Here is a 23,727-nt window from a genome sequence, read left to right as displayed (position 1 = left end):
TCCCTAAGAAACCGCATCGCCCGATGCGGTTTTGCTTTTATCTCTACGATTCCTTACAACGTGCGTTGCGCAATTCTTCTACACTCAGCCTGAATCCCGAGGATATTTGCCCGGAAAGATAACAGTCCTGGCGGTTGCGGCGTATAATGCGCGGCGTTTACAACCCGCGAATCCAGCGAGAGAGGAGAAAACGATGACGGCATCCGCCCCGGTAATAACGATTGATGGCCCAAGTGGCGCCGGTAAAGGCACGCTCTGTAAGGCCATGGCCGAAGCGCTGCAGTGGCATCTGCTGGACTCTGGCGCGATCTATCGTGTCCTGGCGCTGGCTGCGCTGCATCATCATGTTGATGTTGCCTCCGAAGACGCGCTGGTTCCTCTTGCCGCGCATCTGGACGTCCGCTTTGTGTCCACCGACGGCAATCTGGAAGTGATCCTTGAAGGGGAAGACGTGAGCGGAGAGATCCGCACTCAGGAAGTGGCAAATGCGGCCTCTCAGGTTGCCGCCTTCCCGCGTGTGCGCGAAGCCTTGCTGCGCCGCCAGCGCGCTTTCCGCGATGCGCCGGGCCTGATTGCCGACGGCCGTGATATGGGAACCGTGGTGTTCCCGGACGCGCCGGTGAAAATTTTCCTTGATGCCTCCTCCGAAGAGCGTGCCCACAGGCGCATGCTGCAGTTGCAGGAGAAGGGCTTTAGTGTTAACTTTGAACGCCTTTTGGCCGAGATAAAGGAACGCGACGATCGCGACCGCAACCGGTCCGTAGCGCCGCTGGTTCCTGCTGCCGATGCTTTAGTGCTGGATTCAACCAGTATGAGTATTGAGCAAGTGATTGAAAAAGCGTTACAATACGCGCGCCAAAAACTGGCTGCTGCCTGATATTCAGGCAGGAAAGCCTCCGAATGAGTAGTACCCCCGCTGCAACGGAGTGTGAGCGGGTATGTAAAACAACCCCATCCGGCATGAGGCCAGATGGACGTTAATCTAACTTTTGAAGATTAAACATGACTGAATCTTTTGCTCAACTATTTGAAGAATCCCTTAAAACAATCGAAACCCGTCCGGGTTCCATCGTTCGTGGTGTTGTTGTTGCTATCGACAAAGACGTCGTTCTGGTTGATGCGGGCCTGAAATCTGAATCTGCAATCCCTGCAGAGCAGTTCAAAAACGCAGCCGGCGAACTGGAAATTCAGGTCGGTGACGAAGTTGACGTTGCGCTGGACGCAGTAGAAGACGGCTTCGGTGAAACCCTGCTGTCCCGTGAGAAAGCTAAGCGTCACGAAGCCTGGATCACGCTGGAAAAAGCTTACGAAGAAGCTGAAACTGTGGTCGGTGTTATCAACGGCAAAGTTAAAGGTGGCTTCACTGTTGAGCTGAACGGTATTCGTGCGTTCCTGCCAGGTTCCCTGGTTGACGTTCGTCCAGTTCGCGACACGCTGCACCTGGAAGGCAAAGAGCTTGAGTTCAAAGTAATCAAGCTGGACCAGAAGCGTAACAACGTTGTTGTATCCCGTCGTGCCGTTATCGAATCCGAAAACAGCGCAGAACGCGATCAGCTGCTGGAAAACCTGCAGGAAGGCATGGAAGTCAAAGGTATCGTTAAGAACCTCACTGACTACGGCGCATTCGTTGACCTGGGCGGCGTTGATGGCCTGCTGCACATCACCGACATGGCGTGGAAACGCGTTAAGCACCCAAGCGAAATCGTGAACGTTGGCGACGAAATCACTGTTAAAGTGCTGAAGTTCGACCGCGAACGTACTCGTGTATCCCTCGGCCTGAAACAGCTGGGCGAAGATCCATGGGTAGCTATCGCTAAGCGTTACCCAGAAGGGACTAAACTGACTGGTCGCGTGACCAACCTGACCGACTACGGCTGCTTCGTTGAAATCGAAGAAGGCGTTGAAGGCCTGGTGCACGTTTCCGAAATGGACTGGACCAACAAAAACATCCACCCATCCAAAGTTGTTAACGTTGGTGATGTAGTGGAAGTGATGGTTCTGGATATCGACGAAGAACGTCGTCGTATCTCCCTGGGTCTGAAGCAGTGCAAAAACAACCCATGGCAGCAGTTCGCTGAGACCCACAACAAAGGCGATCGCGTTGAAGGTAAAATCAAGTCTATCACTGACTTCGGTATCTTCATCGGCCTGGACGGCGGCATCGACGGCCTGGTTCACCTGTCTGACATCTCCTGGAACGTTGCAGGCGAAGAAGCAGTTCGTGAATACAAAAAAGGCGACGAAATTGCAGCCGTTGTTCTGCAGGTTGACGCAGAGCGTGAGCGTATCTCCCTGGGCGTTAAACAGCTCGCGGAAGATCCGTTCAACAACTACGTTGCGCTGAACAAGAAAGGCACTATCGTTACTGGTAAAGTAACTGCAGTTGACGCGAAAGGTGCTACAGTTGAATTAGCAGACGGCGTAGAAGGCTACCTGCGCGCTTCTGAAGCTTCCCGTGACCGCGTTGAAGATGCCACTCTGGTTCTGAACGTTGGCGACGATGTTGAAGCTAAATTCACCGGCGTTGATCGTAAAAACCGTGTTGTGAGCCTGTCTGTTCGTGCTAAAGACGAAGCTGACGAGAAAGATGCAATTGCGACTGTTAACAACAAACAGGAAGAAGGCAACTTCTCTAACGCAATGGCTGAAGCATTCAAAGCAGCTAAAGGCGAGTAATCGTCCAGGCGTTGTATCCCGGCTTCGGCCAGGGTATAAAATTAGGGCGGCTTCGGCCGCCCTTGTTCGATAGAGCGCTGTAAGCTAATTTTCCTGAAAGGAAACCGGAGGAAGCATGACCAAGTCAGAATTGATCGAAAGACTTGCAACCCAGCAATCTCACATCCCTGCGAAAGCGGTTGAAGATGCGGTGAAAGAAATGCTGGAGCATATGGCCTCTACGCTCGCCGAGGGTGAACGTATTGAAATCCGGGGTTTCGGCAGTTTCTCCTTACACTATCGCGCTCCTCGCACCGGACGTAACCCAAAAACCGGCGACAAAGTGGACCTGGAAGGCAAATACGTTCCACACTTTAAGCCAGGTAAAGAGTTGCGTGACCGCGCCAATATTTATGGCTAATTCTGCGGAGTTAGTAAAAATGGCACCTCAAACGAGGTGCCATTTTTTTTGCCAATATCGTTATTTTGCGAGCCGTTTCTAAAGCGGCACAGCAACCTTGTTCACCGGGCATAACATTGCCCAACCCATCCCGCGTTCTCCCGATAACCTTCTGGCTCAGGGGCAAGATTGGCGCACACTTCCAGCAACAAGGAGGTGGATGTGTATTCTATACCCGTGGTCGCTGGTACTTTTCTGCTGAGCTCCCTTCCACTGCTCTGGCTGCCGACAATCCCTGAAAGAGATGACCTTTTGCTGCTTCTGGCCGCTACGCTGGTGCTTGCGGCATTGTTGGGACGCCTGTGCTGGGTACGTTATCTGGCGCTGTGCCTTTTATTGCTCAACTGGAATCTTCTGGCCGCGCGGCAAATGCTGGATGTGTTTGCTGACGTTGGGCAAAAGCCGCTGTCTGCTCAGGTAAAAATTGCCCGTAGCGACGGTGAAACACGGCACGAGCTACAGATAATGAAGCTCAACCAGCGCTATCTGTTTCCGGTGATCAGCGTGGTATTGAAGAATAGCGTTTTTCCTGAACCCGTCTGCGAAGGGCAGGTATGGCAGATGACGCTGAGGCTTCGCCCGACGCATTCGCAGCTTAATGACGGCGGTTTTGACGGCCAGCGTTATGCGCTTTCTCAGCTGCTGCCCTTCAACGGCAGCGTACTGAAGGCCAGCTTGCTGTCGGATCGCTGTAATCTTCGCGGCAAGTGGCTTGAGCGAGCCAAAAAAGCCACGGCGCATCTTCCCTGGCAGGGCGTCATGATTGCCCTGGGTTTTGGTGAGCGGATAGACGTCAGCGATGAGGTCAAAAAAATTATGCGTGACACCGGTACCGCGCACCTCATGGCAATTTCCGGGCTGCATATTGCTTTAGCTGGCGGCATCGGCTGGCTGTTTGCGAGGGCGCTACAGTTTTTCCTCCCGACCTTTCTTATCGGGTATCGTTTTCCTCTGCTGATGAGTTTTAGCATCGCGCTGTTTTACACCTGGCTGTCGGGGATGAGTCCTCCGGCTGTCAGAACGCTGGTGGGGATGGGGATCTGGGCGGTGCTGCGACTCAGCGGGAGAAAATGGTCTTCCTGGGACGTGTTACTTTGTTGCGCGGCCGGTATTGTCTTCAGTGAGCCGCTGACTATTTTAGCGGAGAGTCTTTGGCTGTCGGGGCTTGCGGTTTGCGGGCTTATTTTTTGGTATCAGTGGGTTCCGCTGCCGCTCAGGGCTGTCAATCGCTGGCTGCGGCCTTTCGCCGATCTGCTTTATCTGCAAACCGGCGTGACTTTACTGCTTATTCCGCTTCAGGTGATTTTATTTCACGGCGTAAGCCTGACCTCGCTGGCCGCAAATCTCTTTGCTATTCCTTTGATTACCTTCATTAGCGTTCCCCTGATCCTGGCCGGAATGGTCATTGGCGAACTGCCGGGAATGGGGGAGTGGATTTGGTTGCTGGCGAATAAATCGCTGGAGGGAGTCTTTGCGCTATTGGCCAGCCTGCCGCAAGGCTGGCGAGAGGTGGATCGCCGTTATCAATATTTAGCGTTTGTTTTCTGGTGGGCGGTGATGATAGGGCGGACAGGCGTGTGGCGGACCTCATTCTCATCGGCAGCCGCAGTGCTGTTTTTGATGACTTTCCCTTTTTGGCGTAAACCTGACGCCAGCAGCTGGGCAGTCCATATGCTTGATGTCGGGCATGGGCTCACCGTCGTTGTTGAGCGTCAGGGGAAAGCGATCCTCTACGATACGGGAAATGCATGGCAAGGCGGTGATGCGGCAAAAACCGTGACTATCCCCTGGTTAAGATGGCATAACCTGCAGCCCGAGCAGGTTATCGTCAGCCATGAGCATCTTGACCATATCGGCGGCTTAAAAAGCCTTCAGCAGGCGTGGCCAAAGCTTAACGTGCTCAGCTCCCTTCACAAGGCGGGAGATAAACCCTGTTTCCGCAACCAGCAATGGCGGTGGCAAGGGATACAGTTTGAGGTGCTGTGGCCGCCGGAAGAGTATCAGGGAACCGGGAACAACCGCTCCTGCGTAGTGAAGGTCAGCCGGGAGGGATTTAGTCTCTTGCTGACGGGAGATCTCGAGGCCAGCGCAGAATTGGCTATGCTGAGTAAGCGCTGGCAGACGTTGAAAGCAGATGTATTACAGGTTCCTCACCACGGCAGCAGAACATCATCCACCGGGCCGCTGCTGAGGGCGGTCTCCGGCAGCGTGGCGCTGGCTTCTACTTCACGCTATAACGCCTGGCGTTTGCCGTCGCCAAAGATTATCGGCCTCTACCGCAAATACGGCTATCAATGGTACGACACAGCGCAATCCGGGCAGCTGACAATCGAAATAAAGGGTGATAAATGGCAAATCTCTGGCTTCAGAGAACAAATATTGACCCGTTGGTATCATCAGTGGTTTGGCGTCACCCGTGATAATGGGTAGAATATGCGGCTATTTCATAAAAGGCTGGTTCGACTTAATGCAGAACGATAAAGATCTCTCCACGTGGCAGACTTTCCGCCGGCTCTGGCCGATGATTTCCCCATTTAGAACGGGTCTGATTGTGGCTGGGATAGCGTTAATCCTTAATGCTGCGAGCGATACCTATATGCTTTCGCTGCTTAAACCATTACTGGATGATGGTTTTGGTAAAACGGACTCGTCAGTGCTGCTGTGGATGCCGCTGGCGGTGATTGCCCTGATGGTGCTGCGCGGCATCACCAGCTATGTCTCCAGTTACTGTATCTCATGGGTGTCTGGCATGGTGGTGATGAACATGCGCCGCCGCCTGTTCAGCCATATGATGGGCATGCCGGTCGCCTTCTTCGATCAGCAGTCAACGGGCACGCTGCTGTCGCGCATTACCTATGATTCTGAGCAGGTAGCCTCTTCCTCCTCCAGCGCGCTGATTACCGTGGTGCGTGAAGGCGCCTCTATCATTGGCCTGTTTGTGCTGATGTTCTGGTATAGCTGGCAGCTGTCGGTCATCCTGATCGTGCTGGCCCCGATCGTCTCGTTTGCTATTCGCTTCGTTTCTAAGCGCTTCCGCAACATCAGTAAAAACATGCAGAACACCATGGGGCAGGTGACAACCAGCGCCGAGCAGATGCTGAAGGGCCATAAAGAAGTGCTTATCTTCGGCGGCCAGCAGGTGGAAACCGATCGCTTCGACAAGGTGAGTAACCGCATGCGTAACCAGGGGATGAAGCTGGTTTCGGCCTCCTCTATCTCCGACCCGATCATCCAGCTTATCGCTTCGTTTGCTTTGGCCTTCGTGCTGTATGCCGCCAGTTTCCCAAGCGTCATGGAAACCCTCACGGCGGGGACGATCACCGTTGTCTTCTCTTCAATGATTGCGCTGATGCGCCCGCTGAAATCGCTGACTAACGTGAATGCTCAGTTCCAGCGCGGGATGGCCGCCTGCCAGACGCTGTTCTCTATCCTCGATTCCGAGCAGGAAATAGACAGCGGCAAAAAGGTCATCGAACGTTCTAAAGGCGATGTTGAATTCCGCAATGTCACCTTTACCTACCCAGGCCGTGATGTTCCAGCGCTGCGCGACATCAACCTGACTATTCCGGCAGGCAAGACCGTTGCTCTGGTTGGGCGTTCAGGTTCCGGTAAGTCGACTATTGCCAGCCTGATCACGCGTTTCTACGAGCAGGAAAAGGGCGACATCCTGATTGATGGTCATGATATTCGCGACTATACCCTTGCTTCTCTGCGTAACCAGGTTGCACTGGTCTCCCAGAACGTTCACCTGTTTAACGACACTATCGCCAATAACATCGCCTACGCACGCACCGAGCAGTACTCGCGCGAAGACATTGAAAAGGCCGCGCGTATGGCCTATGCCATGGACTTCATCAGTAAGATGGATAACGGGCTTGATACCATGATCGGTGAAAATGGCGTGCTGCTTTCCGGCGGCCAGCGTCAGCGTATCGCGATTGCCCGAGCTCTGCTGCGGGATAGCCCAATATTGATTCTGGACGAAGCGACTTCCGCACTTGATACCGAGTCAGAACGCGCCATTCAGGCCGCTCTGGACGAATTGCAAAAGAACCGTACTTCGCTGGTTATCGCCCACCGTCTGTCTACTATCGAACAGGCAGACGAGATCGTGGTGGTGGAAGATGGCCGCATCGTTGAACGTGGCCCTCACCAGGAGCTGCTGGCGCATCGCGGTGTCTACGCCCAGCTGCATAAGATGCAATTTGGCGAATGATAGAGCGCATCTGGTCGGGAAAATCGCCTCTCTGGGTGCTGCTGTTGCCGCTGTCCTTGCTGTATGGCCTGGTCAGCGGTGCGATTCGCCTGGCATGGTGCCTCGGCTTACGTAAGGCCTGGCGTGCTCCGGTGCCGGTCGTTGTGGTGGGGAACCTGACGGCGGGCGGCAATGGAAAAACGCCGGTTGTCATCTGGCTGGTTGAGCAGCTGCAGCTGCGCGGTGTTCGCGTTGGCGTCGTGTCTCGCGGCTACGGTGGCAAAGCCGCGGCCTATCCACTGGTGCTCAACGCACAAACAACACCTTCTGAAGCCGGGGACGAGCCCGTGCTTATCTTCCAGCGTACCGGCGCGCCCGTCGCCGTGGCCCCTAAGCGTAGCGAGGCCGTGAAGGCCCTGCTGCAGTCTGCGGCTCCGCAAATGATTATCACCGATGATGGTCTGCAGCATTACGCGCTGGCGCGCGATAAAGAGATCGTTGTTATCGACGGTGTGCGCCGTTTCGGCAACGGCTGGTGGCTACCCGCAGGGCCAATGCGTGAAAGAGCAGGGCGTTTGCGCAGCGTAGATGCCGTTATCGTTAACGGCGGCGCACCTCAGGTCGGTGAAATTGCCATGCGTCTTGAACCCGGACTGGCTATCAATGTTTTAAGCGGCGAGCGCCGCGCGCTGGCCGATTTCACCAACGTTGTGGCCATGGCCGGTATCGGTCATCCGCCGCGTTTCTTTGCTACGCTGGAACAGTCCGGCGTCACGCCGGTGAAAACCGTTGCGCTGGCCGATCATCAGGCTATTACAGAACAAGATATGCTGAACATTGCGTCACCAGAACAAACGGTGCTGATGACGGAAAAGGATGCGGTGAAATGCCGTGCATTTGCCGCGGGGCATGCAAACTGGTGGTACCTGCCGGTGGACGCTCAGCTAGCTTCGCCACTTGCTGATAGGTTGCTCAAGGAGTTACAGGGGCTGGTGCGTTAGTTCTGACGGCGCCGGTTATTTGTTCGTCGATCACAGGTGTGCCATGACCGTTGTGCAACTTTCATTACGAGCAGCCCGGAATCTGCACCTTGCGGCCCAGGGGCTGCTGCAAAAGCCTCGCCGCCGGGCGCGTCCCTCGGACGTTACCGACGCTATCTCCCGCATGTCGCTGCTTCAGATTGACACCATCAATATCGTTGCCCGCAGCCCGTATCTGGTGTTATTCAGCCGCCTTGGGCACTTCGAACCCGGCTGGCTGGAGGGGGCGCTGGCAAGCGGCGAGCTTATTGAATACTGGGCCCATGAAGCCTGTTTCCTGCCGAAGAAAGATTTTTCCCTCATCCGCCATCGAATGCTGAGCCCTGAAAATATGGGCTGGAAATACCTCGCCGAGTGGATGAGTGAGCATGCGGAGGATATCAGACAGCTGCTGGCTTATATCGAAGCAAATGGCCCGGTTCGCTCCGCCGATTTTGAACATCCCCGCAAAGGCGCGAGCGGCTGGTGGGAATGGAAGCCGCAGAAAAAACACCTGGAGGGGCTGTTTACCGCCGGAGAGGTGATGGTGACCGAGCGGCGAAACTTCCAGCGGGTTTATGATTTAACCCACCGGGTTATGCCGCACTGGGACGATGCCTTGCACCTGGTTGGGCAAACCGAGGCAGAGCTGCTGATGCTGGAAAACAGCGCCCGCAGCCTGGGGATCTTTCGCCCTGAATGGCTGGCGGATTACTACCGGCTGAAAAACCTGTCTTTAAAACCCGTGATTGAAACCTGGCTGCTATCGGGCAATGTCGTTCGCGTCCAGGTGGATAAGCTGGGTGAGATGCTGGTGCATCATTCGCTGTTGCCGCAGCTCGAGAAAGCGCAGCAAAACCAGCTCAAGGCTACCCACAGCGCTGTTCTGTCGCCGTTTGATCCGGTGGTGTGGGATCGGCGAAGGGCTGAGGTACTGTTTAACTTCTCATATCGCCTCGAATGTTACACCCCGGCGGAAAAGCGTCGCTATGGCTATTTTGTTTTGCCGCTGCTGTATAAAGGCGCCCTGGTTGGCAGGATGGATGCCAAAATGCACCGTAAACAGGGGGTACTTGAGGTGATAAGTCTCTATCTTGAAGACGGCATAAAAGTGACCGACGCTTTGCAAGCGGGACTGCGCGGCGCACTCACCGAGTTTGCAAGCTGGCAGTCCGCGACGCAGCTTACCCTCGGCGTTCTGCCAGCCGCACTTCGAGAAAGCTGGGGAAGCGGCTGGGAAATGGCCCCGGCGAGCTAGCCGTTTATGCTATTCTGGTGCCGTTGATGGCACTCATCTGGAGTAATTATGGAAAGTCGTTTACTTGAAATCATTGCCTGCCCGGTCTGTAACGGCAAGCTCTACTATAACCAGGAAAAGCAAGAGCTTATCTGTAAGCCTGATGGCCTGGCCTTCCCGCTGCGTGACGGTATTCCGGTTCTGCTGGAGAGTGAGGCGCGCACGCTGACTTCGGACGAGACTAACCCATGAGTTTTGTCGCCATTATTCCCGCACGCTATGCGTCCACGCGCCTGCCGGGTAAACCATTAAAAGAGATTAACGGTAGGGCGATGGTCCTGCACGTGCTGGATCGCGCTCGTGAGTCCGGCGCTGAGCGTATTATCGTGGCGACCGATCACCCGGACGTTGCTCGCGTTGTCGAAGAGGCCGGCGGAGAAGTTTGCCTGACCAGCCCCGACCATCAGTCCGGCACCGAGCGTCTGGCGGAAGTCATCGAGAAGTGCGGTTTCAGCGATGACACGGTCATCGTGAACGTCCAGGGTGATGAGCCGATGATCCCGCCGGTCATTATCCAGCAGGTTGCCAGTAACGTCGCTAACAGCAAAGCTGGTATGGCGACCCTGGCGGTTCCCATTGAGTCAGCGGAAGAGGCGTTTAATCCGAATGCTGTGAAGGTGGTCATGGATGCGCAGGGCTACGCGCTCTATTTCTCACGCGCTACCATCCCATGGGATCGCGAACGTTTTGCCGCTTCCCGCGAACAGATAGGCGACACCTTCCTGCGCCACATCGGTATTTATGGCTATCGCGCCGGCTTTATCCGTCGCTATGTCAGCTGGGAGCCTAGCCAGCTCGAGCAAATCGAAATGCTTGAGCAGCTGCGCGTATTGTGGAACGGCGAGAAAATTCACGTTGCCGTGGCGAAAGCCATCCCAAGTATTGGGGTGGACACCCCAGAAGATCTGGAGCGCGTTCGTCTCGCCATGCGTTAATCTCGGTGATGGGAAAAAATGGCTGCCCCGAAAGAGGCAGCCATTTTTTTAGGCGCCCGTTGGTACCGCATGAGCAGTATTTAGCGGGACAGGACCTCGGTATTTCTCAATATCCAGCTGTGCCATCTGGCCGCAGTTTCCCTGTGCCAGGCTGGATGAGCCTATATCGAAGGTCAGGCAATTCACATTCCCGTTTTTACAGATCGAGCCCGGAGTGGTCGGGTCGGCAGGGTCGAACCACGCACCTTCGCTAATACGAACGACGCCCGGACGCACCCTTTCTGTTACCACTGCACCGACCAGGATTTGCCCGCGATCGTTAAAGGCGCGGACCAGATCGCCATCGGTAATATTTCTCGTGCGGGCATCTCCCGGATGGATCCAGATAGCTTCCCGATCGGCTACGGCATATTTGGCCCGCAGCGGCGTATTATCGAGCTGAGAGTGCAGTCGGTTAATTGGATGGGCCGTATTGAGTGACAGGGGATATTTAATCGCTTCCTGACTTTGATACCATTCACGCGGCGGTAGCCAGCCGGGAAGCCCGTGGCAGTCGGCATAGTTCATTTTGGCGACAGTGTCTGAATAGATTTCAATCTTACCCGTAGGTGTCCCTAGCGGATTAAGGAGCGGATTCTCGCGGAAATCCGCGAACCTTACCCACTGCTTATTCTCTTCGGGGATTGGGAAGCGTACGTAATTATTTGATGCCCAGAACATATCGAACGGCGGCAGGGCAACGCGGGCGGCACGCGCCTGTTCTTTCATGTTGTCATACATCGTTTTCAGCCATCGGGCCTCATCCTTACCTTCGGTGTATTGTGCTAAAACACCGAGTTTTTCCGCCAGTCCGGCAAAAATATCGTAGTCATTGCGGGCTTCATGCTGGGGGGGAACACACTGGTGCATTGGGAAGACATACAGCTGAGAGTAGTCTCCGCCCATCTCAAGATCGTTACGTTCATAGCTGGTTGTCGCCGGGAGAACGATGTCCGCATATTTAGCCGTTGCGGTCCAGTACGGTTCATTCACTACGATGGTTTCCGGGCGTTGCCAGGCTTTTATCAGGTTATTCGTATCCTGATGCTGGTGGAATGTATTGCCGCCGGCGACATAAACCATTTTCACATCGGGGTAGGTGACCCGGCTGCCGTTAAAGTTAATCGTTTTACCCGGATTTGCCAGGCAGTCCGCTATGCGCGCTACCGGGATAGATGATGGACCTTTTTTCGGCGCAAGGCCGGCCGATATCCCGGCTAAAATACCGCCGCGAGCCGTTGGGCTACCGCCGGAGGAGTAGTGATAGCTGAAACCAAATCCCCCGCCGGGTAGACCAATCTGGCCTAGCATCGCCGCCAGCGTGACCAGCAGCCAGTGGGGTTGCTCACCATGATGCTGGCGCTGGATACCCCAGCCGCCCATGATCATGGTGCGGTGTTTTGCCATATCGCGGGCGAGAGTACGCAGCGTTTCGGCCTCTATCCCACTAATCGCCGCGGCCCAGTCAGCGTCTTTCACTATCCCGTCTTCAGTACCGTTAAGGTAGTCGGCAAACTTCTCAAAGCCGACGGTGTAGGTGGTTAAAAAATCAGTGTTGTGTAGTTTTTCCGTCAGCAGGGTATGGGCAAGGCCGATAATGATTGCGCTATCGGTATAAGGCCGGGGGGCGAGCCACTCGGCATTCAGCTCTCGCGTGGTATCGCTCTGTACCGGATCGATACTGATCAGGCGGGTTCCTTTTTTCTTCAGGGCCGCAAAACCGGACTGGCCCACATGGTCGGGAATGTTCCAGCTGTTGCGCAGCGTTACTGAAGGATTACATCCCCAGAGTATAACGAGCTCGCTGTTGTTGATGACGTCCGGCCAGGCGGTTTGTTGCTCATAGACTTCCATTGAGCCTACAACGTGCGACATGATCACCTGTGCTGCGCCCGTAGAGTAATCTCCGGCGTAATCTAAAAAACCACCGGTCAAGTTCAGCAGACGATGAAGTAGAGTACGGCTATTATGCAAGATGCCAACGCTCTTCCAGCCATAAGAGCCCGCATAAATAGACTGAGGGCCGTGCTCTTTTTGCAGGCGAGCAATCTGTTCGCTGACCAGCGTCAGGGCTTTGTCCCAGCTGATACGTACCCATTCATCCTGCCCACGTAGCTCTGGTTTACCGTTTAACGCGCCGCCTTCCAGCCAGCTTTTGCGCACCAACGGATATTTAACCCTGTTTGGCGCGTGAACCTGATGCGGTGCCATGGTGATTAGCTCGTTGGGAGAAGGATCGTCCTGCACTGGTTTGACGTCGACCATACGGCCATTTTCAACTATAGCTTCAAAGGCTCCCCAGTGTGCTCCGGTAAGAATACCTTTCTGCGCCTGGCGTAGCGCACTGAACTGCGGCAGCGCCTGAGTAATAGCCTCCGCCAGCGCCGTTTTGGGCCAAATTCCGGACAGCAAAGGGAGACTTGCCAATGCAGCGGCGCCGGTCAAAAAACGGCGGCGGCTGATTCGCTGCAAAGTGTGGGTTATCACCTGTTTATTTTTCATTACTATAGCTCCTTACTGAGCTGCCGCAGAGTTAGAGGGCATATCACTGGCATGCTGCTGTACGTATTGCGTCAATACCCGTAACTGTTCCTGTGATAGTGACGTGCGCGGCGCCATTCCCTTTACGACGCCAATCCACTGGTTGGCATTAAAACGGTCTAATGCGGTCAGGCCGTGGCAGCCTGTGCAGTTGGCGGACATCATCCCCGCGGCATAATTCCAGAGAGGTTCCCGCTTATCGATGAACTGCTGTTCGGGCACCCAAATGCGCAGCGTGACTCGGTTCCAGGTCAGGCCTGTACCGGTGTCGGTTGTGGTATCCAGCGTTTTAATCCTTTTGCGCGCTTCTTCACCCAGCAGAACGCTAAGGATGCGTTTACCCTCTGCAGCGTAGAAAACCTCCTTTACCCCGTCCTGCTGCCAGCCGTTAACATCTGCCTCGATCATCTCTCCTTCATGCTTGACGACGCTTAGCTCAGTAGAGGGCATCAGGTTACCCGTACTGTGCTGTTTATTATCTACGCTTAGCCAGAACGGCTGGGTCGCGGTTGAGTAGAGCGTGGTGGCGTTCGCCGGTGTGTGAGCTGCAGCGCTGGCAAGTTCGGCGGCACCGCTTGCCGCGAGGTCGCTCATATCCGGCAGAATATGGGCCACCCCTTTGTGGCAATCGATGCAGGTTTCCCCATTTTTAATGGCAGCCGGATGCTGCTGACGAGCCTCCGTACTTTGGGCAAGAACATCCATGGCTTCAAAGCTGTGGCAGGCGCGGCAGGTGGCAGAGTCGTTTTTTTTCATGGTCTCCCAGACGCTTTGCGCCATTGCCAGCTTGTGGGACTCGTATTTCTCAGGAGTATCGATCTTCCCGACTGTCTCTCCCCAGACATCTTTTAACGCCATCACTTTTGTTTTTAAGTAATCCAGAGGCTGGTGTGGTACATGGCAGTCGGCACAATCGGCACGGATACCTTTCGCATTTTGGAAGTGAATACTGCCTTGGTATTCAGCCAGCGGCTGCTGCATGGAGTGGCAGGAGATGCAAAATTCGGTATCGCTGGTTTTATCCATTACTGCCGTCGTACCGGCCAGCAGGAATGCCCCCACAAGTGCGCCGGCAAATAATAACCAGAATCCGCGCCGGCGGCGCCTGAAGGTATTTTTTTGTTTGTTCATAAATCATCCCATGATTAAAGCGTTGGTACCGGAGACGCTCTCCCGTGTTAACGCGGTATTGAACCGAGGCTACTTCTTAGGGAGTAGCTCCAGGTAGGTGTTATTTAATACCATTATAAGACTATGGTTTTTGTGATTATCTTTTGATTTCACGGGGAAAATGCCCTTGCGGTATGAGAGGCATCCTAAATTAGCTGGGGGCAAGCGCCCGAGCTGACGCATTTTTTCTCAAGCCTAGTTGATCTGGCGTGGTGACAATGTCGCCTGGCAAGCTCATTATTAAATCAACAGTATTACCAGGGGAAATCGGTATGGAATTGCTGCGTAAGGAGCTCAGTCACCTGCTGGGTGAGAAACTAAGCCGTATTGAGTGCATCAGCGAGCATACTGAAACCGCGCTTTGGTCGCTCTATGACAGTAGCGGCTATGCCATGCCGCTGCTGGCAAAAAGCTTTACCTCGCCGGGTCTGGCGACACAGCTGGCCTGGAAAATGTCGATGCTGGCGCGTTCCGGTACGGTCAGACTGCCGGTAGTTTACGGCGTGCTCACGCATGAAGAACATCCCGGGCCAGATGTTCTGCTGATGGAGCGCCTGCGAGGTGTTCCCGGCGAAGCACCAACCCGCACGCCTTACCGCTGGGAACAGCTAAAAGACCAGATTGTCGAGGGCCTGCTTGCCTGGCATCGGGTGGACAGCGGCGGCTGCGTAGGCAGCGTTGACAGCACTCAGGAAAACAGCTGGCCGCACTGGTATCGACAGAGGGTTGAGGTGCTCTGGAGCACGCTTAATCAGTACCAGAACACAGGGCTAACGATGCAGGATAAACGCATTCTGTTCCGCACTCGCGAGTGTCTGCCGCGGATGTTCGAAGATTTCAGCGACAATTGCGTGCTGATCCATGGCAACTTATCTCTTCGCAGCATGCTTAAGGACTCGCGTAGCGATCAGCTGCTGGCGATGGTGAACCCAGGCGTGATGCTGTGGGCGCCGCGAGAATATGAGCTGTTCCGCCTCGCTGAGCCGGGGCAGGCGGAGAGTTTACTTTGGCACTACCTGCAGCGTGCGCCTGTCGCCGAGTCTTTCCTCTGGCGACGCTGGCTATATATTTTGTGGGATCAGGTGGCCCAACTGCTGCAAACCGGCCGCCTGAACCGGCCGGTCTTTGATACTGCCTCGAAGTCGCTACTTCCCTGGCTCTCCTGATGGGCCCTTCAGCCACTGCCAGATGCGCCCCAGCGTTTCATAGACCACGCGCTCGCTGTGCATTAGCCAGACGGAGTCCGGGATAGCCTTCTCCCACGGATTAAGCGGGGAGGTTATCGCCAGCTGGTTGGCCGGGGCAGGGAGCGGGTGTAGCCCGGCTCGGGTAAAGAAGATCATTGCCCTTGGCAGATGGGAAGCGGACGTCACCAGAATAAATGGCTGCTGGCCTGTCAGCTTCGCTACGGCGTGCGCCTCCTCTTCCGTGTCTTTGGGGGAATCCAGGGTAATGATATCCTCTCTGGAAACCCCTAAGCTTTCCGCAACTCTGGCACCTGCCTCAGCCGTGCTGACGGAGTTTGTCATCGCTCTGGCCCCGGTAAAAATGAGTTTTGCGCCAGGATTCAGCTGTTTCAGACGAATCGCCTCGGTGAGCCGCGGTAAACTGTTATTGATGAGGTTAGAGCTCGGCGCCCAGTCCGGGTTCCAGGTATAGCCGCCGCCCAGCACAACAATATAGCGCGCGTTATCGCCCTGCTGGCGAGTGGCGTAAGTATCTTCGATGGGCTTTAACATCCAGTCGGCAACCGGCTGCAGGCTGAGCAGAAAAAGCGCCAGCCAGCTTGCGGTGAGTAATCCCTTTGCCGTTTTCTGCCAGCGGGTAAACCACAGCAGCGCCAGGGCAACGCCCATGGTAAGCAGCAGGAAAGGCAAGGGCAGCAGCAGGCCGCCAATGATTTTTTTCAGTATAAAAAGCATGAATTTCGGATCCTTTTTAACCATCCGGCAGGTAAACGCCAGTGATATTACACCAGATGGGTTCATTCTCGCCCCGGCTGTGCCAAAATAGCGGTTTTGTCAGATGACCTCTTTTGCCACGGAGCTGTACCCATGGGTGACCGCAATTTTGATGATATTGCCGAGAAGTTTTCGCACAATATCTATGGCACAACCAAAGGCCAGTTGCGGCAGGCGATCCTCTGGCAGGATCTTGAGGCTTTCCTCGCTACCCAGCCCGCAGCCATAAAGGTGCTGGATGCTGGCGGTGGAGAAGGGCAAACGGCAACCCGATTTGCTGAGCTGGGGCATGAAGTCGTGCTTTGTGATGTGTCAGCCGAGATGATTGCACGTGCAAAAATGCTCGCTCAGGAGAAAGGTGTGAGCGACAACATGCATTTTGTACAATCTGCCGCTCAGGAGATGGCTCAACATTTGGAAAGCCCGGTTGATCTGATATTGTTTCACGCGGTACTGGAATGGGTAACAGATCCTCAGACCGTACTAAAAGCGCTTTGGGATTGTTTGCGTCCCGGCGGCACTTTGTCGCTTATGTTCTACAATGCAAACGGCCTGCTGATGCGAAACATGTTCGTCGGGAACTTCGAATATGTGCTGCAGGGGATGAAAAAAAACAAGCGCAAAACCCTTTCGCCCGACAATCCGCTGCAGCCAGAACAGGTTTACCACTGGCTGGAGCAAATTGGCTGGCAAATTACCGGTAAAACCGGCGTGCGGGTGTTCCACGACTACCTGCGAGATAAACAGAAACAACGAGATGGTTTTGACGATTTGCTGACGCTGGAGACGCGTTATTGCCGGCAGGAGCCGTTTATCAGTCTCGGCCGCTATATTCACGTAACCGCGTTTAAGCCGCAGAGCCAAGGATAAATTATGAGTGATTTTTCCCAGACAGTGCCTGAACTGGTTGCCTGGGCCAGGAAAAATGATTTTTCGATTTCGCTGCCTACCGAGCGCCTGACGTTTTTGCTGGCCGTTGCCACCTTAAACGGCGAGCGTCTTGACGGTGAGCTGAGCGAGGGAGAACTGATTGATGCGTTTCGCCACGTGAGCGATGGTTTTGAACAAACCAGCGAAACCATCAACGTGCGCGCCAATAACGCCATCAACGATATGGTGCGCCAGCGCCTGCTTAACCGCTTTGTGAGCGAGTTAACCGAAGGCAACGCGATTTATCGCCTGACGCCGCTGGGCATCGGCATCACCGACTACTACATTCGCCAGCGTGAGTTTTCCACGCTGCGCCTCTCCATGCAGCTTTCTATCGTTGCCGGCGAGCTTAAACGCGCCGCCGATGCCGCAGATGAAGACGGCGATGAATTCCACTGGCACCGTAACGTTTACGCGCCGCTGAAATATTCCGTTGCGGAGATCTTTGACAGCATCGATCTTACCCAACGCATCATGGACGAGCAGCAGCAGCAGGTAAAAGATGACATTGCCCAACTGCTGAACAAAGACTGGCGCGCGGCCATTTCGAGCTGTGAGCTGCTGCTATCAGAAACATCCGGCACGCTGCGTGAACTTCAGGATACGCTGGAGGCCGCGGGCGATAAGCTACAGGCAAACCTGCTGCGCGTGCAGGACTCGACTCTGGGGCGCGACGATCTCCACTTTATTGACCGTCTGGTCTTTGACCTGCAAAGCAAGCTGGACCGCATTATCAGCTGGGGCCAGCAGGCCATCGATCTGTGGATCGGTTACGACCGCCATGTGCATAAATTTATTCGTACCGCTATCGATATGGATAAAAACCGCGTCTTTGCCCAGCGTCTCCGCCAGTCGGTACAAAACTACTTCGACGCGCCGTGGGCGCTGACCTATTCCAGCGCCGATCGCCTGCTGGATATGCGTGATGAAGAGATGGCGCTGCGCGATGAAGAGGTGACCGGCGAACTCCCCAACGAGCTGGAGTTTGAAGAGTTTAACGAAATTCGTGAACAGCTGGCGGCGCTGATTGAAGCGGCGCTGCAGGTCTACAAAACGAAGCAGGTACCCCTTGATTTAGGGATTGTAGTGCGTGACTACCTCGTGCAATACCCGCGTGCGCGCCATTTCGACGTCGCGCGGATTGTCGTAGACCAGGCGGTACGTCTGGGCGTAGCGGAAGCGGATTTCACAGGATTGCCGGCGAAGTGGCAAACCATTAACGATTACGGAGCCAAGGTACAGGCGCATGTCATCAACAAATATTGAACAAGTGATGCCGGTTAAACTGGCACAGGCGCTGGCCAATCCTCTCTTTCCCGCGCTCGACAGCCAACTGCGCGCCGGGCGCCACATTGGCCTCGAGGAGCTGGACAACCACGCCTTTTTGATGGATTTCCAGGAGTACCTGGAAGAGTTCTACGCGCGCTACAACGTTGAGCTGATTCGCGCGCCGGAAGGCTTTTTCTATCTGCGTCCACGCTCCACCACGCTTATCCCGCGCTCGGTGCTCTCCGAGCTGGATATGATGGTCGGTAAAATTCTTTGTTATCTCTATCTCAGCCCGGAACGTCTGGCGAATGAAGGCATCTTCACCCAGCAGGAGCTGTATGACGAACTGCTGACGCTGGCCGATGAAAACAAGCTGTTGAAGCTGGTAAACAACCGTTCAACGGGTTCCGATCTCGATCGCCAGAAGCTGGCAGGAGAAAGTTCGTGCCTCGCTGACGCGCCTGCGCCGTCTCGGGATGATCTGGTTTATGGGGCATGACAGCAGTAAATTTCGTATTACCGAGTCGGTATTCCGCTTTGGTGCGGATGTCCGTACCGGCGACGATCCGCGTGAAGCCCAGTTGCGTATGATTCGCGACGGCGAAGCCATGGCGGTAGAAAGCCGCCTGCAGCTCAATGATGAGAGCGATGAGCCACAACCCGGACCAGATAACGCGGAGGATGAACAGGAATGATTGAACGCGGAAAATTTCGCTCGCTGACGCTGGTTAACTGGAACGGTTTCTTCGCCCGCACCTTCGATCTCGACGAGCTGGTTACCACGCTTTCCGGCGGTAACGGCGCGGGTAAATCCACTACCATGGCGGCCTTCGTCACGGCGCTGATCCCCGACTTAACCCTGCTGCACTTCCGTAACACCACGGAAGCGGGGGCAACCTCAGGCTCTCGTGACAAAGGGCTTCACGGTAAGCTGAAGGCCGGCGTGTGTTACTCCACGCTGGACGTGATCAACTCTCGCCATCAGCGCGTTGTGGTTGGCGTGCGCCTGCAGCAGGTTGCCGGCCGCGATCGTAAAGTCGATATCAAACCATTTGCCATTCAGGGCTTGCCGACCTCGATTCAGCCGACTCAGCTGCTGACCGAAACGCTGAACGAGCGCCAGGCTCGCGTGCTCAGCCTGCAGGAGCTGAAGGACAAAGTTGAAGCCATTGAAGGCGTGCAGTTCAAGCAGTTTAACTCCATCACCGACTACCACTCGCTGATGTTTGATCTGGGCATTGTTGCTCGTCGTCTGCGCAGTGCCGCAGACCGCAGCAAATACTATCGCCTGATTGAAGCCTCGCTGTACGGCGGTATTTCCAGCGCGATCACCCGCTCCCTGCGTGACTACCTGCTGCCGGAAAACGGCGGCGTGCGCAAAGCCTTCCAGGACATGGAAGCGGCGCTGCGTGAAAACCGCATGACGCTGGAGGCGATTCGCGTAACCCAGTCCGACCGTGACCTGTTCAAACACCTGATTTCGGAAGCGACGGACTACGTGGCAGCGGACTATATGCGCCACGCTAACGAACGTCGTATCCATCTGGACAAAGCGCTCGAGTTTCGCCGCGAGCTGCTGACCAGCCGCCAGCAGCTGTCTGCCGAGCAGTATAAACACGTTGATATGGCGCGTGAGCTGGGCGAGCACAGCGGTGCGGAAGGCGATCTGGAAACCGATTACCAGGCCGCAAGCGATCACCTGAACCTGGTGCAAACGGCGATTCGTCAGCAGGAGAAGATTGAGCGTTACGAATCCGACCTCGACGAGCTGCAAATTCGTCTTGAAGAGCAGAATGAAATCGTTGCCGAAGCCCACGAGCAGCAGGAAGAGAACGAAGCCCGCGCCGAGGCCGCCGAGCTGGAAGTAGATGAGCTGAAAAGCCAGCTTGCCGACTACCAGCAGGCGCTGGACGTACAGCAGACTCGCGCGATTCAGTATCAGCAGGCTTTGCAGGCGTTAGAGCGCGCTCGTGAGCTGTGCCATCTGCCGGATTTAACCGCCGACAGCGCCGACGAGTGGCTGGACACCTTCAAAGCGAAAGAGATTGAGGCGACGGACAAACTGCTGTCGCTTGAGCAGAAAATGAGCGTGGCTCAGGCTGCGCATAGCCAGTTCGAGCAGGCTTACCAGCTGGTGACCGCGATTAGCGGGCCGGTTAGCCGTAGCGAAGCGTGGGAAACGGCGCGTGAATTGCTGCGCGACAGCAGCAATCAGCGTCACCTGGCCGAGCAGGTTCAGCCGCTGCGCATGCGCCTGAATGAGCTTGAGCAGCGTCTACGCGAGCAGCAGGAAGCCGAACGCCTGCTGGCTGATTTCTGTAAACGCCAGGGCAAACAGTTCGATCCTGAAGAACTTGAAGCGCTGCACGAAGAGTTAGAAGAGCGCATCGGCGCGCTGCAGCAAACCGTTGCAGAGGCAAGCGAGCAGCGTATGGCGCTGCGTCAGGAGCTTGAGCAGATACAGGCGAGTATCAAAACGCTGAACCTGCGTGCCCCAAGGTGGATCGCTGCGCAAACCAGCCTTACCCAGCTTTGCGAACAAAGCGGCGAGCAGTTCGAAGCCAGCCAGCAGGTGACTGAGTACATGCAGCAGCTGCTGGAGCGCGAGCGCGAATCCACCGTTGAGCGTGATGAAGTCGGGGCGCGTAAGCGTGCCGTGGATGACGAAATCGAGCGTCTCAGCCAGCCCGGTGGTGCCGAAGATCCGCGCCTTAACGCGCTGGCGGAACGTTTTGGCGGCGTCCTGCTGTCTGAGATTTACGATGATATCGGCCTCGAAGATGCGCCATACTTCTCGGCGCTCTACGGCCCATCCCGCCACGCTATCGTGGTGCCGGATCTTTCGCTGGTGCGCGATCAGCTGGAAAATCTGGAAGATTGCCCGGAAGACCTCTATCTGATCGAAGGGGATCCCTCTTCTTTCGATGACAGCGTGTTTACCGTTGAAGATATGGGCGCGGCGGTGCTTGTTAAAACCGCTGAACGTCAGTGGCGCTATTCGCGTCTGCCTGAGCTGCCGCTGTTTGGCCGCGCCGCGCGTGAAAACCGCCTGGAGGCGTTGCACAATGAGCGTGAATCGCTTGCTGAACGTTTTGCCACGCTCTCATTTGACGTGCAGAAAAACCAGCGCCTGCACCAGTCCTTCAGTCGCTTTATCGGCCAGCACCTTGGCGTGGCGTTTGAAGACGACCCGGAAGCGGAAATCCGCCACCTCAACAGCCGTCGCGGCGAAATTGAGCGGGCGATCAACAACCACGAAAATGACAATCAGCAGCAGCGCCAGCAGTTCGAACAGGCGAAAGAGGGCGTGGCCCAACTTAACCGCCTGCTGCCGCGTATTAGCCTGCTGAATGACGAAACCCTGGCCGACCGCTGCGACGAAATTCAGGAGCGTCTGGATGAGGCCGAAGAGTCCGCCCGCTTTATTCAGCAGTACGGCAACCAGCTGATTAAGCTGGAGGGGATCGCCAGCGTTCTGCAGAGCGACCCTGAGCAGTTCGAGCAGCTGAAAGACGATTACGCTCATGCGCAGCAAATTCAGCGTGAGGCACGCCAGCGGGCCTTTGCGCTGACCGAAGTTGTGCAGCGTCGTGCTCACTTCAGCTACAGCGATTCCGCTGCCATGCTGGACGGCAACAGCGACCTTAACGAGAAGCTGCGTCAGCGCCTGGAACAGGCTGAGGTTGAGCGTACCCGTTCTCGCGAAGCGCTGCGCCAGCACGCTCAGCAGCTAGGCCAGTACAGCCAGCTGCTGGCGTCGTTGAAAAGTTCGTTTGATACCAAGAAAGAGCTGCTGACCGATCTGCATAAAGAGCTGCAGGATATTGGCGTACGAGCCGACGCCGGTGCAGAAGAGAGGGCGCGTGCGCGTCGCGATGAGCTGCATACGGCTCTCAGCAACAACCGATCGCGCCGTAATCAGCTAGAGAAACAGCTGACCTACTGCGAAGCTGAGATGAATAACCTCACCCGTAAGCTTAAGCAGCTTGAGCGTAACTATTTTGAGATGCGTGAGCAGGTTGTGACCGCAAAAGCGGGCTGGTGTGCGGTAATGCGTATGGTGAAAGACAACGGCGTTGAACGCCGTCTGCACCGTCGCGAGCTGGCCTATCTCTCCGGTGACGACCTGCGCTCGATGTCGGATAAAGCGTTGGGTGCGCTGCGCCTGGCCGTTGCCGACAACGAGCATCTGCGCGACGTGCTTCGTCTGTCAGAGGATCCGAAGCGCCCTGAGCGTAAGATTCAGTTCTTCGTTGCGGTGTACCAGCATCTGCGTGAGCGTATCCGCCAGGATATCATCCGTACTGACGACCCGGTTGAAGCCATCGAACAGATGGAAATCGAGCTGGGGCGCCTTACGGAAGAGCTGACCTCGCGTGAGCAGAAGTTAGCTATCAGCTCACGAAGCGTGGCGAATATTATCCGCAAGACGATCCAGCGCGAGCAGAACCGTATTCGCATGCTCAACCAGGGGCTGCAGAGTGTCTCCTTCGGACAGGTTAAAAGCGTTCGCCTCAACGTCAACGTGCGGGAGGCGCACGCCACGCTGCTGAACGTGCTTTCTGAACAGCATGAACAGCATCAGGATCTGTTTAACAGCAGCCGCCTGACCTTCTCCGAAGCGCTGGCGAAGCTGTACCAACGTCTGAATCCGCAAATCGACATGGGTCAGCGCACGCCGCAGACCATTGGCGAAGAGCTGCTGGATTACCGTAACTATCTGGAAATGGAAGTTGAGGTTAATCGTGGTTCAGACGGCTGGCTGCGTGCGGAGAGCGGGGCGCTGTCTACCGGGGAAGCTATCGGTACCGGTATGTCTATCCTGGTGATGGTTGTTCAGAGCTGGGAGGACGAGTCTCAGCGCCTGCGTGGCAAAGACATTTCTCCTTGCCGCCTGCTGTTCCTTGATGAGGCGGCGCGTCTGGATGCCAAATCCATCGCCACGCTGTTCGAACTGTGTGAACGTCTGGAAATGCAATTAATTATTGCGGCGCCAGAAAATATCAGTCCGGAAAAAGGGACCACCTACAAGCTGGTGCGTAAGGTGTTCCAGAACAGCGAGCATGTTCACGTTGTTGGCCTGCGAGGCTTTGCAGCACCTGCGCTGCCGGAGCCGCAGCAGGGATCTGAAACCGCAGACGCGTCGTAAAAATCGACGTTTCTGCTGTCAAGCATTGAGGCGGGCTGCGGCCCGCTTTTTCTTTGCCGCGAACCGTCTTAATCTTTAATTTTCTTTACATTTTGTCAGGCAAATGG

The 23,727-nt window shown here is 55.5% G+C and carries 16 protein-coding genes and 1 pseudogene; 14 read left to right on the top strand and 3 right to left on the bottom strand.

The window, feature by feature from the left end:
* Nucleotides 1-193 precede the first annotated feature (193 nt).
* The 9 genes from cmk (at nt 194) to kdsB (ending at nt 10,561) form a co-directional block, all read left to right on the top strand.
* Nucleotides 194-877, top strand: a complete 684-nt coding sequence (cmk, locus tag EL098_RS14870; RefSeq protein ID WP_126356956.1) for a (d)CMP kinase — start codon at nt 194-196, stop codon at nt 875-877.
* Nucleotides 878-1,002: 125 nt separating this feature from the next.
* Nucleotides 1,003-2,676, top strand: a complete 1,674-nt coding sequence (gene rpsA / locus EL098_RS14865) for a 30S ribosomal protein S1 (RefSeq protein WP_008461180.1) — start codon at nt 1,003-1,005, stop codon at nt 2,674-2,676.
* Between the two features lie 115 nt (nt 2,677-2,791).
* Nucleotides 2,792-3,076, top strand: a complete 285-nt coding sequence (ihfB, locus tag EL098_RS14860) for an integration host factor subunit beta (protein WP_008461182.1) — start codon at nt 2,792-2,794, stop codon at nt 3,074-3,076.
* 201 nt (nt 3,077-3,277) lie between these two features.
* Nucleotides 3,278-5,545 carry a ComEC family protein gene (locus tag EL098_RS14855; RefSeq protein ID WP_126356955.1) on the top strand — a complete coding sequence of 756 codons (2,268 nt, stop codon included), beginning with the start codon at nt 3,278-3,280 and terminating at the stop codon, nt 5,543-5,545.
* A gap of 37 nt (nt 5,546-5,582) precedes the next feature.
* Nucleotides 5,583-7,331 (top strand): lipid A ABC transporter ATP-binding protein/permease MsbA, encoded by a 1,749-nt coding sequence (gene msbA / locus EL098_RS14850; RefSeq protein WP_126356954.1) that lies wholly within the window; start codon nt 5,583-5,585, stop codon nt 7,329-7,331.
* On the top strand, nt 7,328-8,311 hold the full coding sequence (lpxK, locus tag EL098_RS14845) for a tetraacyldisaccharide 4'-kinase (RefSeq protein WP_126356953.1): 984 nt from the start codon (nt 7,328-7,330) through the stop codon (nt 8,309-8,311). Before msbA ends, lpxK begins: the two co-directional genes overlap by 4 nt.
* Nucleotides 8,312-8,354: 43 nt before the next feature.
* Complete coding sequence (locus tag EL098_RS14840; RefSeq protein WP_126356952.1) at nt 8,355-9,587, top strand: winged helix-turn-helix domain-containing protein; 1,233 nt, start codon at nt 8,355-8,357, stop codon at nt 9,585-9,587.
* A 48-nt stretch (nt 9,588-9,635) separates the two neighbouring features.
* Nucleotides 9,636-9,818 carry a protein YcaR gene (gene ycaR, locus EL098_RS14835; RefSeq protein ID WP_039291513.1) on the top strand — a complete coding sequence of 61 codons (183 nt, stop codon included), beginning with the start codon at nt 9,636-9,638 and terminating at the stop codon, nt 9,816-9,818.
* Complete coding sequence (gene kdsB, locus EL098_RS14830; RefSeq protein ID WP_126356951.1) at nt 9,815-10,561, top strand: 3-deoxy-manno-octulosonate cytidylyltransferase; 747 nt, start codon at nt 9,815-9,817, stop codon at nt 10,559-10,561. Before ycaR ends, kdsB begins: the two co-directional genes overlap by 4 nt.
* 48 nt (nt 10,562-10,609) lie before the next feature.
* On the opposite strand, the gene torA is transcribed toward kdsB, so the two are convergent.
* A complete protein-coding gene (torA, locus tag EL098_RS14825; protein ID WP_126356950.1) occupies nt 10,610-13,102 on the bottom strand; it encodes a trimethylamine-N-oxide reductase TorA in 2,493 nt (830 codons plus the stop codon).
* Nucleotides 13,103-13,114: 12 nt separating this feature from the next.
* On the bottom strand, nt 13,115-14,272 hold the full coding sequence (locus EL098_RS14820) for a NapC/NirT family cytochrome c (RefSeq protein WP_126356949.1): 1,158 nt from the start codon (nt 14,270-14,272) through the stop codon (nt 13,115-13,117).
* A gap of 311 nt (nt 14,273-14,583) precedes the next feature.
* Here EL098_RS14820 and EL098_RS14815 point away from each other — a divergent pair, with 311 nt between their 5' ends.
* The gene (locus EL098_RS14815; protein WP_126356948.1) at nt 14,584-15,477 is read left to right on the top strand and encodes a YcbJ family phosphotransferase; all 894 of its coding nucleotides are present in this window, start codon (nt 14,584-14,586) and stop codon (nt 15,475-15,477) included.
* Here the strand turns inward: EL098_RS14815 and elyC are convergent.
* Nucleotides 15,457-16,233, bottom strand: coding sequence for an envelope biogenesis factor ElyC (gene elyC / locus EL098_RS14810; RefSeq protein ID WP_126356947.1), 777 nt, complete (start codon nt 16,231-16,233; stop codon nt 15,457-15,459). The two genes, EL098_RS14815 and elyC, sit on opposite strands and share 21 nt — an antisense overlap.
* Before the next feature lie 132 nt (nt 16,234-16,365).
* Here elyC and cmoM point away from each other — a divergent pair, with 132 nt between their 5' ends.
* The 4 genes and pseudogenes from cmoM (at nt 16,366) to mukB (ending at nt 23,620) form a co-directional block, all read left to right on the top strand.
* A complete protein-coding gene (gene cmoM / locus EL098_RS14805) occupies nt 16,366-17,142 on the top strand; it encodes a tRNA uridine 5-oxyacetic acid(34) methyltransferase CmoM (protein WP_126356946.1) in 777 nt (258 codons plus the stop codon).
* Between the two features lie 3 nt (nt 17,143-17,145).
* Nucleotides 17,146-18,468 (top strand): chromosome partition protein MukF, encoded by a 1,323-nt coding sequence (gene mukF, locus EL098_RS14800; protein WP_126356945.1) that lies wholly within the window; start codon nt 17,146-17,148, stop codon nt 18,466-18,468.
* Nucleotides 18,449-19,166: pseudogene (gene mukE, locus EL098_RS14795) on the top strand (chromosome partition protein MukE). Before mukF ends, mukE begins: the two are co-directional and overlap by 20 nt.
* On the top strand, nt 19,163-23,620 hold the full coding sequence (gene mukB, locus EL098_RS14790) for a chromosome partition protein MukB (protein ID WP_126356944.1): 4,458 nt from the start codon (nt 19,163-19,165) through the stop codon (nt 23,618-23,620). The pseudogene mukE and the gene mukB overlap by 4 nt, the downstream one beginning before the upstream one ends.
* The last annotated feature ends 107 nt before the right edge of the window (nt 23,621-23,727 follow it).

It is taken from the genome of Cedecea lapagei (genome assembly GCF_900635955.1).
Classification (GTDB): Bacteria; Pseudomonadota; Gammaproteobacteria; order Enterobacterales; family Enterobacteriaceae; genus Cedecea; species Cedecea lapagei.
This window is presented reverse-complemented; position numbering and strand designations above follow the sequence as displayed.

Coding starts and splice junctions, on each gene's coding strand:
- cmk (WP_126356956.1), top strand. CDS start 194: ATGACGGCATCCGCCCCGGTAATAACGATTGATGGCCCAAGTGGCGCC.
- rpsA (WP_008461180.1), top strand. CDS start 1,003: ATGACTGAATCTTTTGCTCAACTATTTGAAGAATCCCTTAAAACAATC.
- ihfB (WP_008461182.1), top strand. CDS start 2,792: ATGACCAAGTCAGAATTGATCGAAAGACTTGCAACCCAGCAATCTCAC.
- msbA (WP_126356954.1), top strand. CDS start 5,583: ATGCAGAACGATAAAGATCTCTCCACGTGGCAGACTTTCCGCCGGCTC.
- lpxK (WP_126356953.1), top strand. CDS start 7,328: ATGATAGAGCGCATCTGGTCGGGAAAATCGCCTCTCTGGGTGCTGCTG.
- EL098_RS14840 (WP_126356952.1), top strand. CDS start 8,355: ATGACCGTTGTGCAACTTTCATTACGAGCAGCCCGGAATCTGCACCTT.
- ycaR (WP_039291513.1), top strand. CDS start 9,636: ATGGAAAGTCGTTTACTTGAAATCATTGCCTGCCCGGTCTGTAACGGC.
- kdsB (WP_126356951.1), top strand. CDS start 9,815: ATGAGTTTTGTCGCCATTATTCCCGCACGCTATGCGTCCACGCGCCTG.
- torA (WP_126356950.1), bottom strand. CDS start 13,102: ATGAAAAATAAACAGGTGATAACCCACACTTTGCAGCGAATCAGCCGC.
- EL098_RS14820 (WP_126356949.1), bottom strand. CDS start 14,272: ATGAACAAACAAAAAAATACCTTCAGGCGCCGCCGGCGCGGATTCTGG.
- EL098_RS14815 (WP_126356948.1), top strand. CDS start 14,584: ATGGAATTGCTGCGTAAGGAGCTCAGTCACCTGCTGGGTGAGAAACTA.
- elyC (WP_126356947.1), bottom strand. CDS start 16,233: ATGCTTTTTATACTGAAAAAAATCATTGGCGGCCTGCTGCTGCCCTTG.
- cmoM (WP_126356946.1), top strand. CDS start 16,366: ATGGGTGACCGCAATTTTGATGATATTGCCGAGAAGTTTTCGCACAAT.
- mukF (WP_126356945.1), top strand. CDS start 17,146: ATGAGTGATTTTTCCCAGACAGTGCCTGAACTGGTTGCCTGGGCCAGG.
- mukB (WP_126356944.1), top strand. CDS start 19,163: ATGATTGAACGCGGAAAATTTCGCTCGCTGACGCTGGTTAACTGGAAC.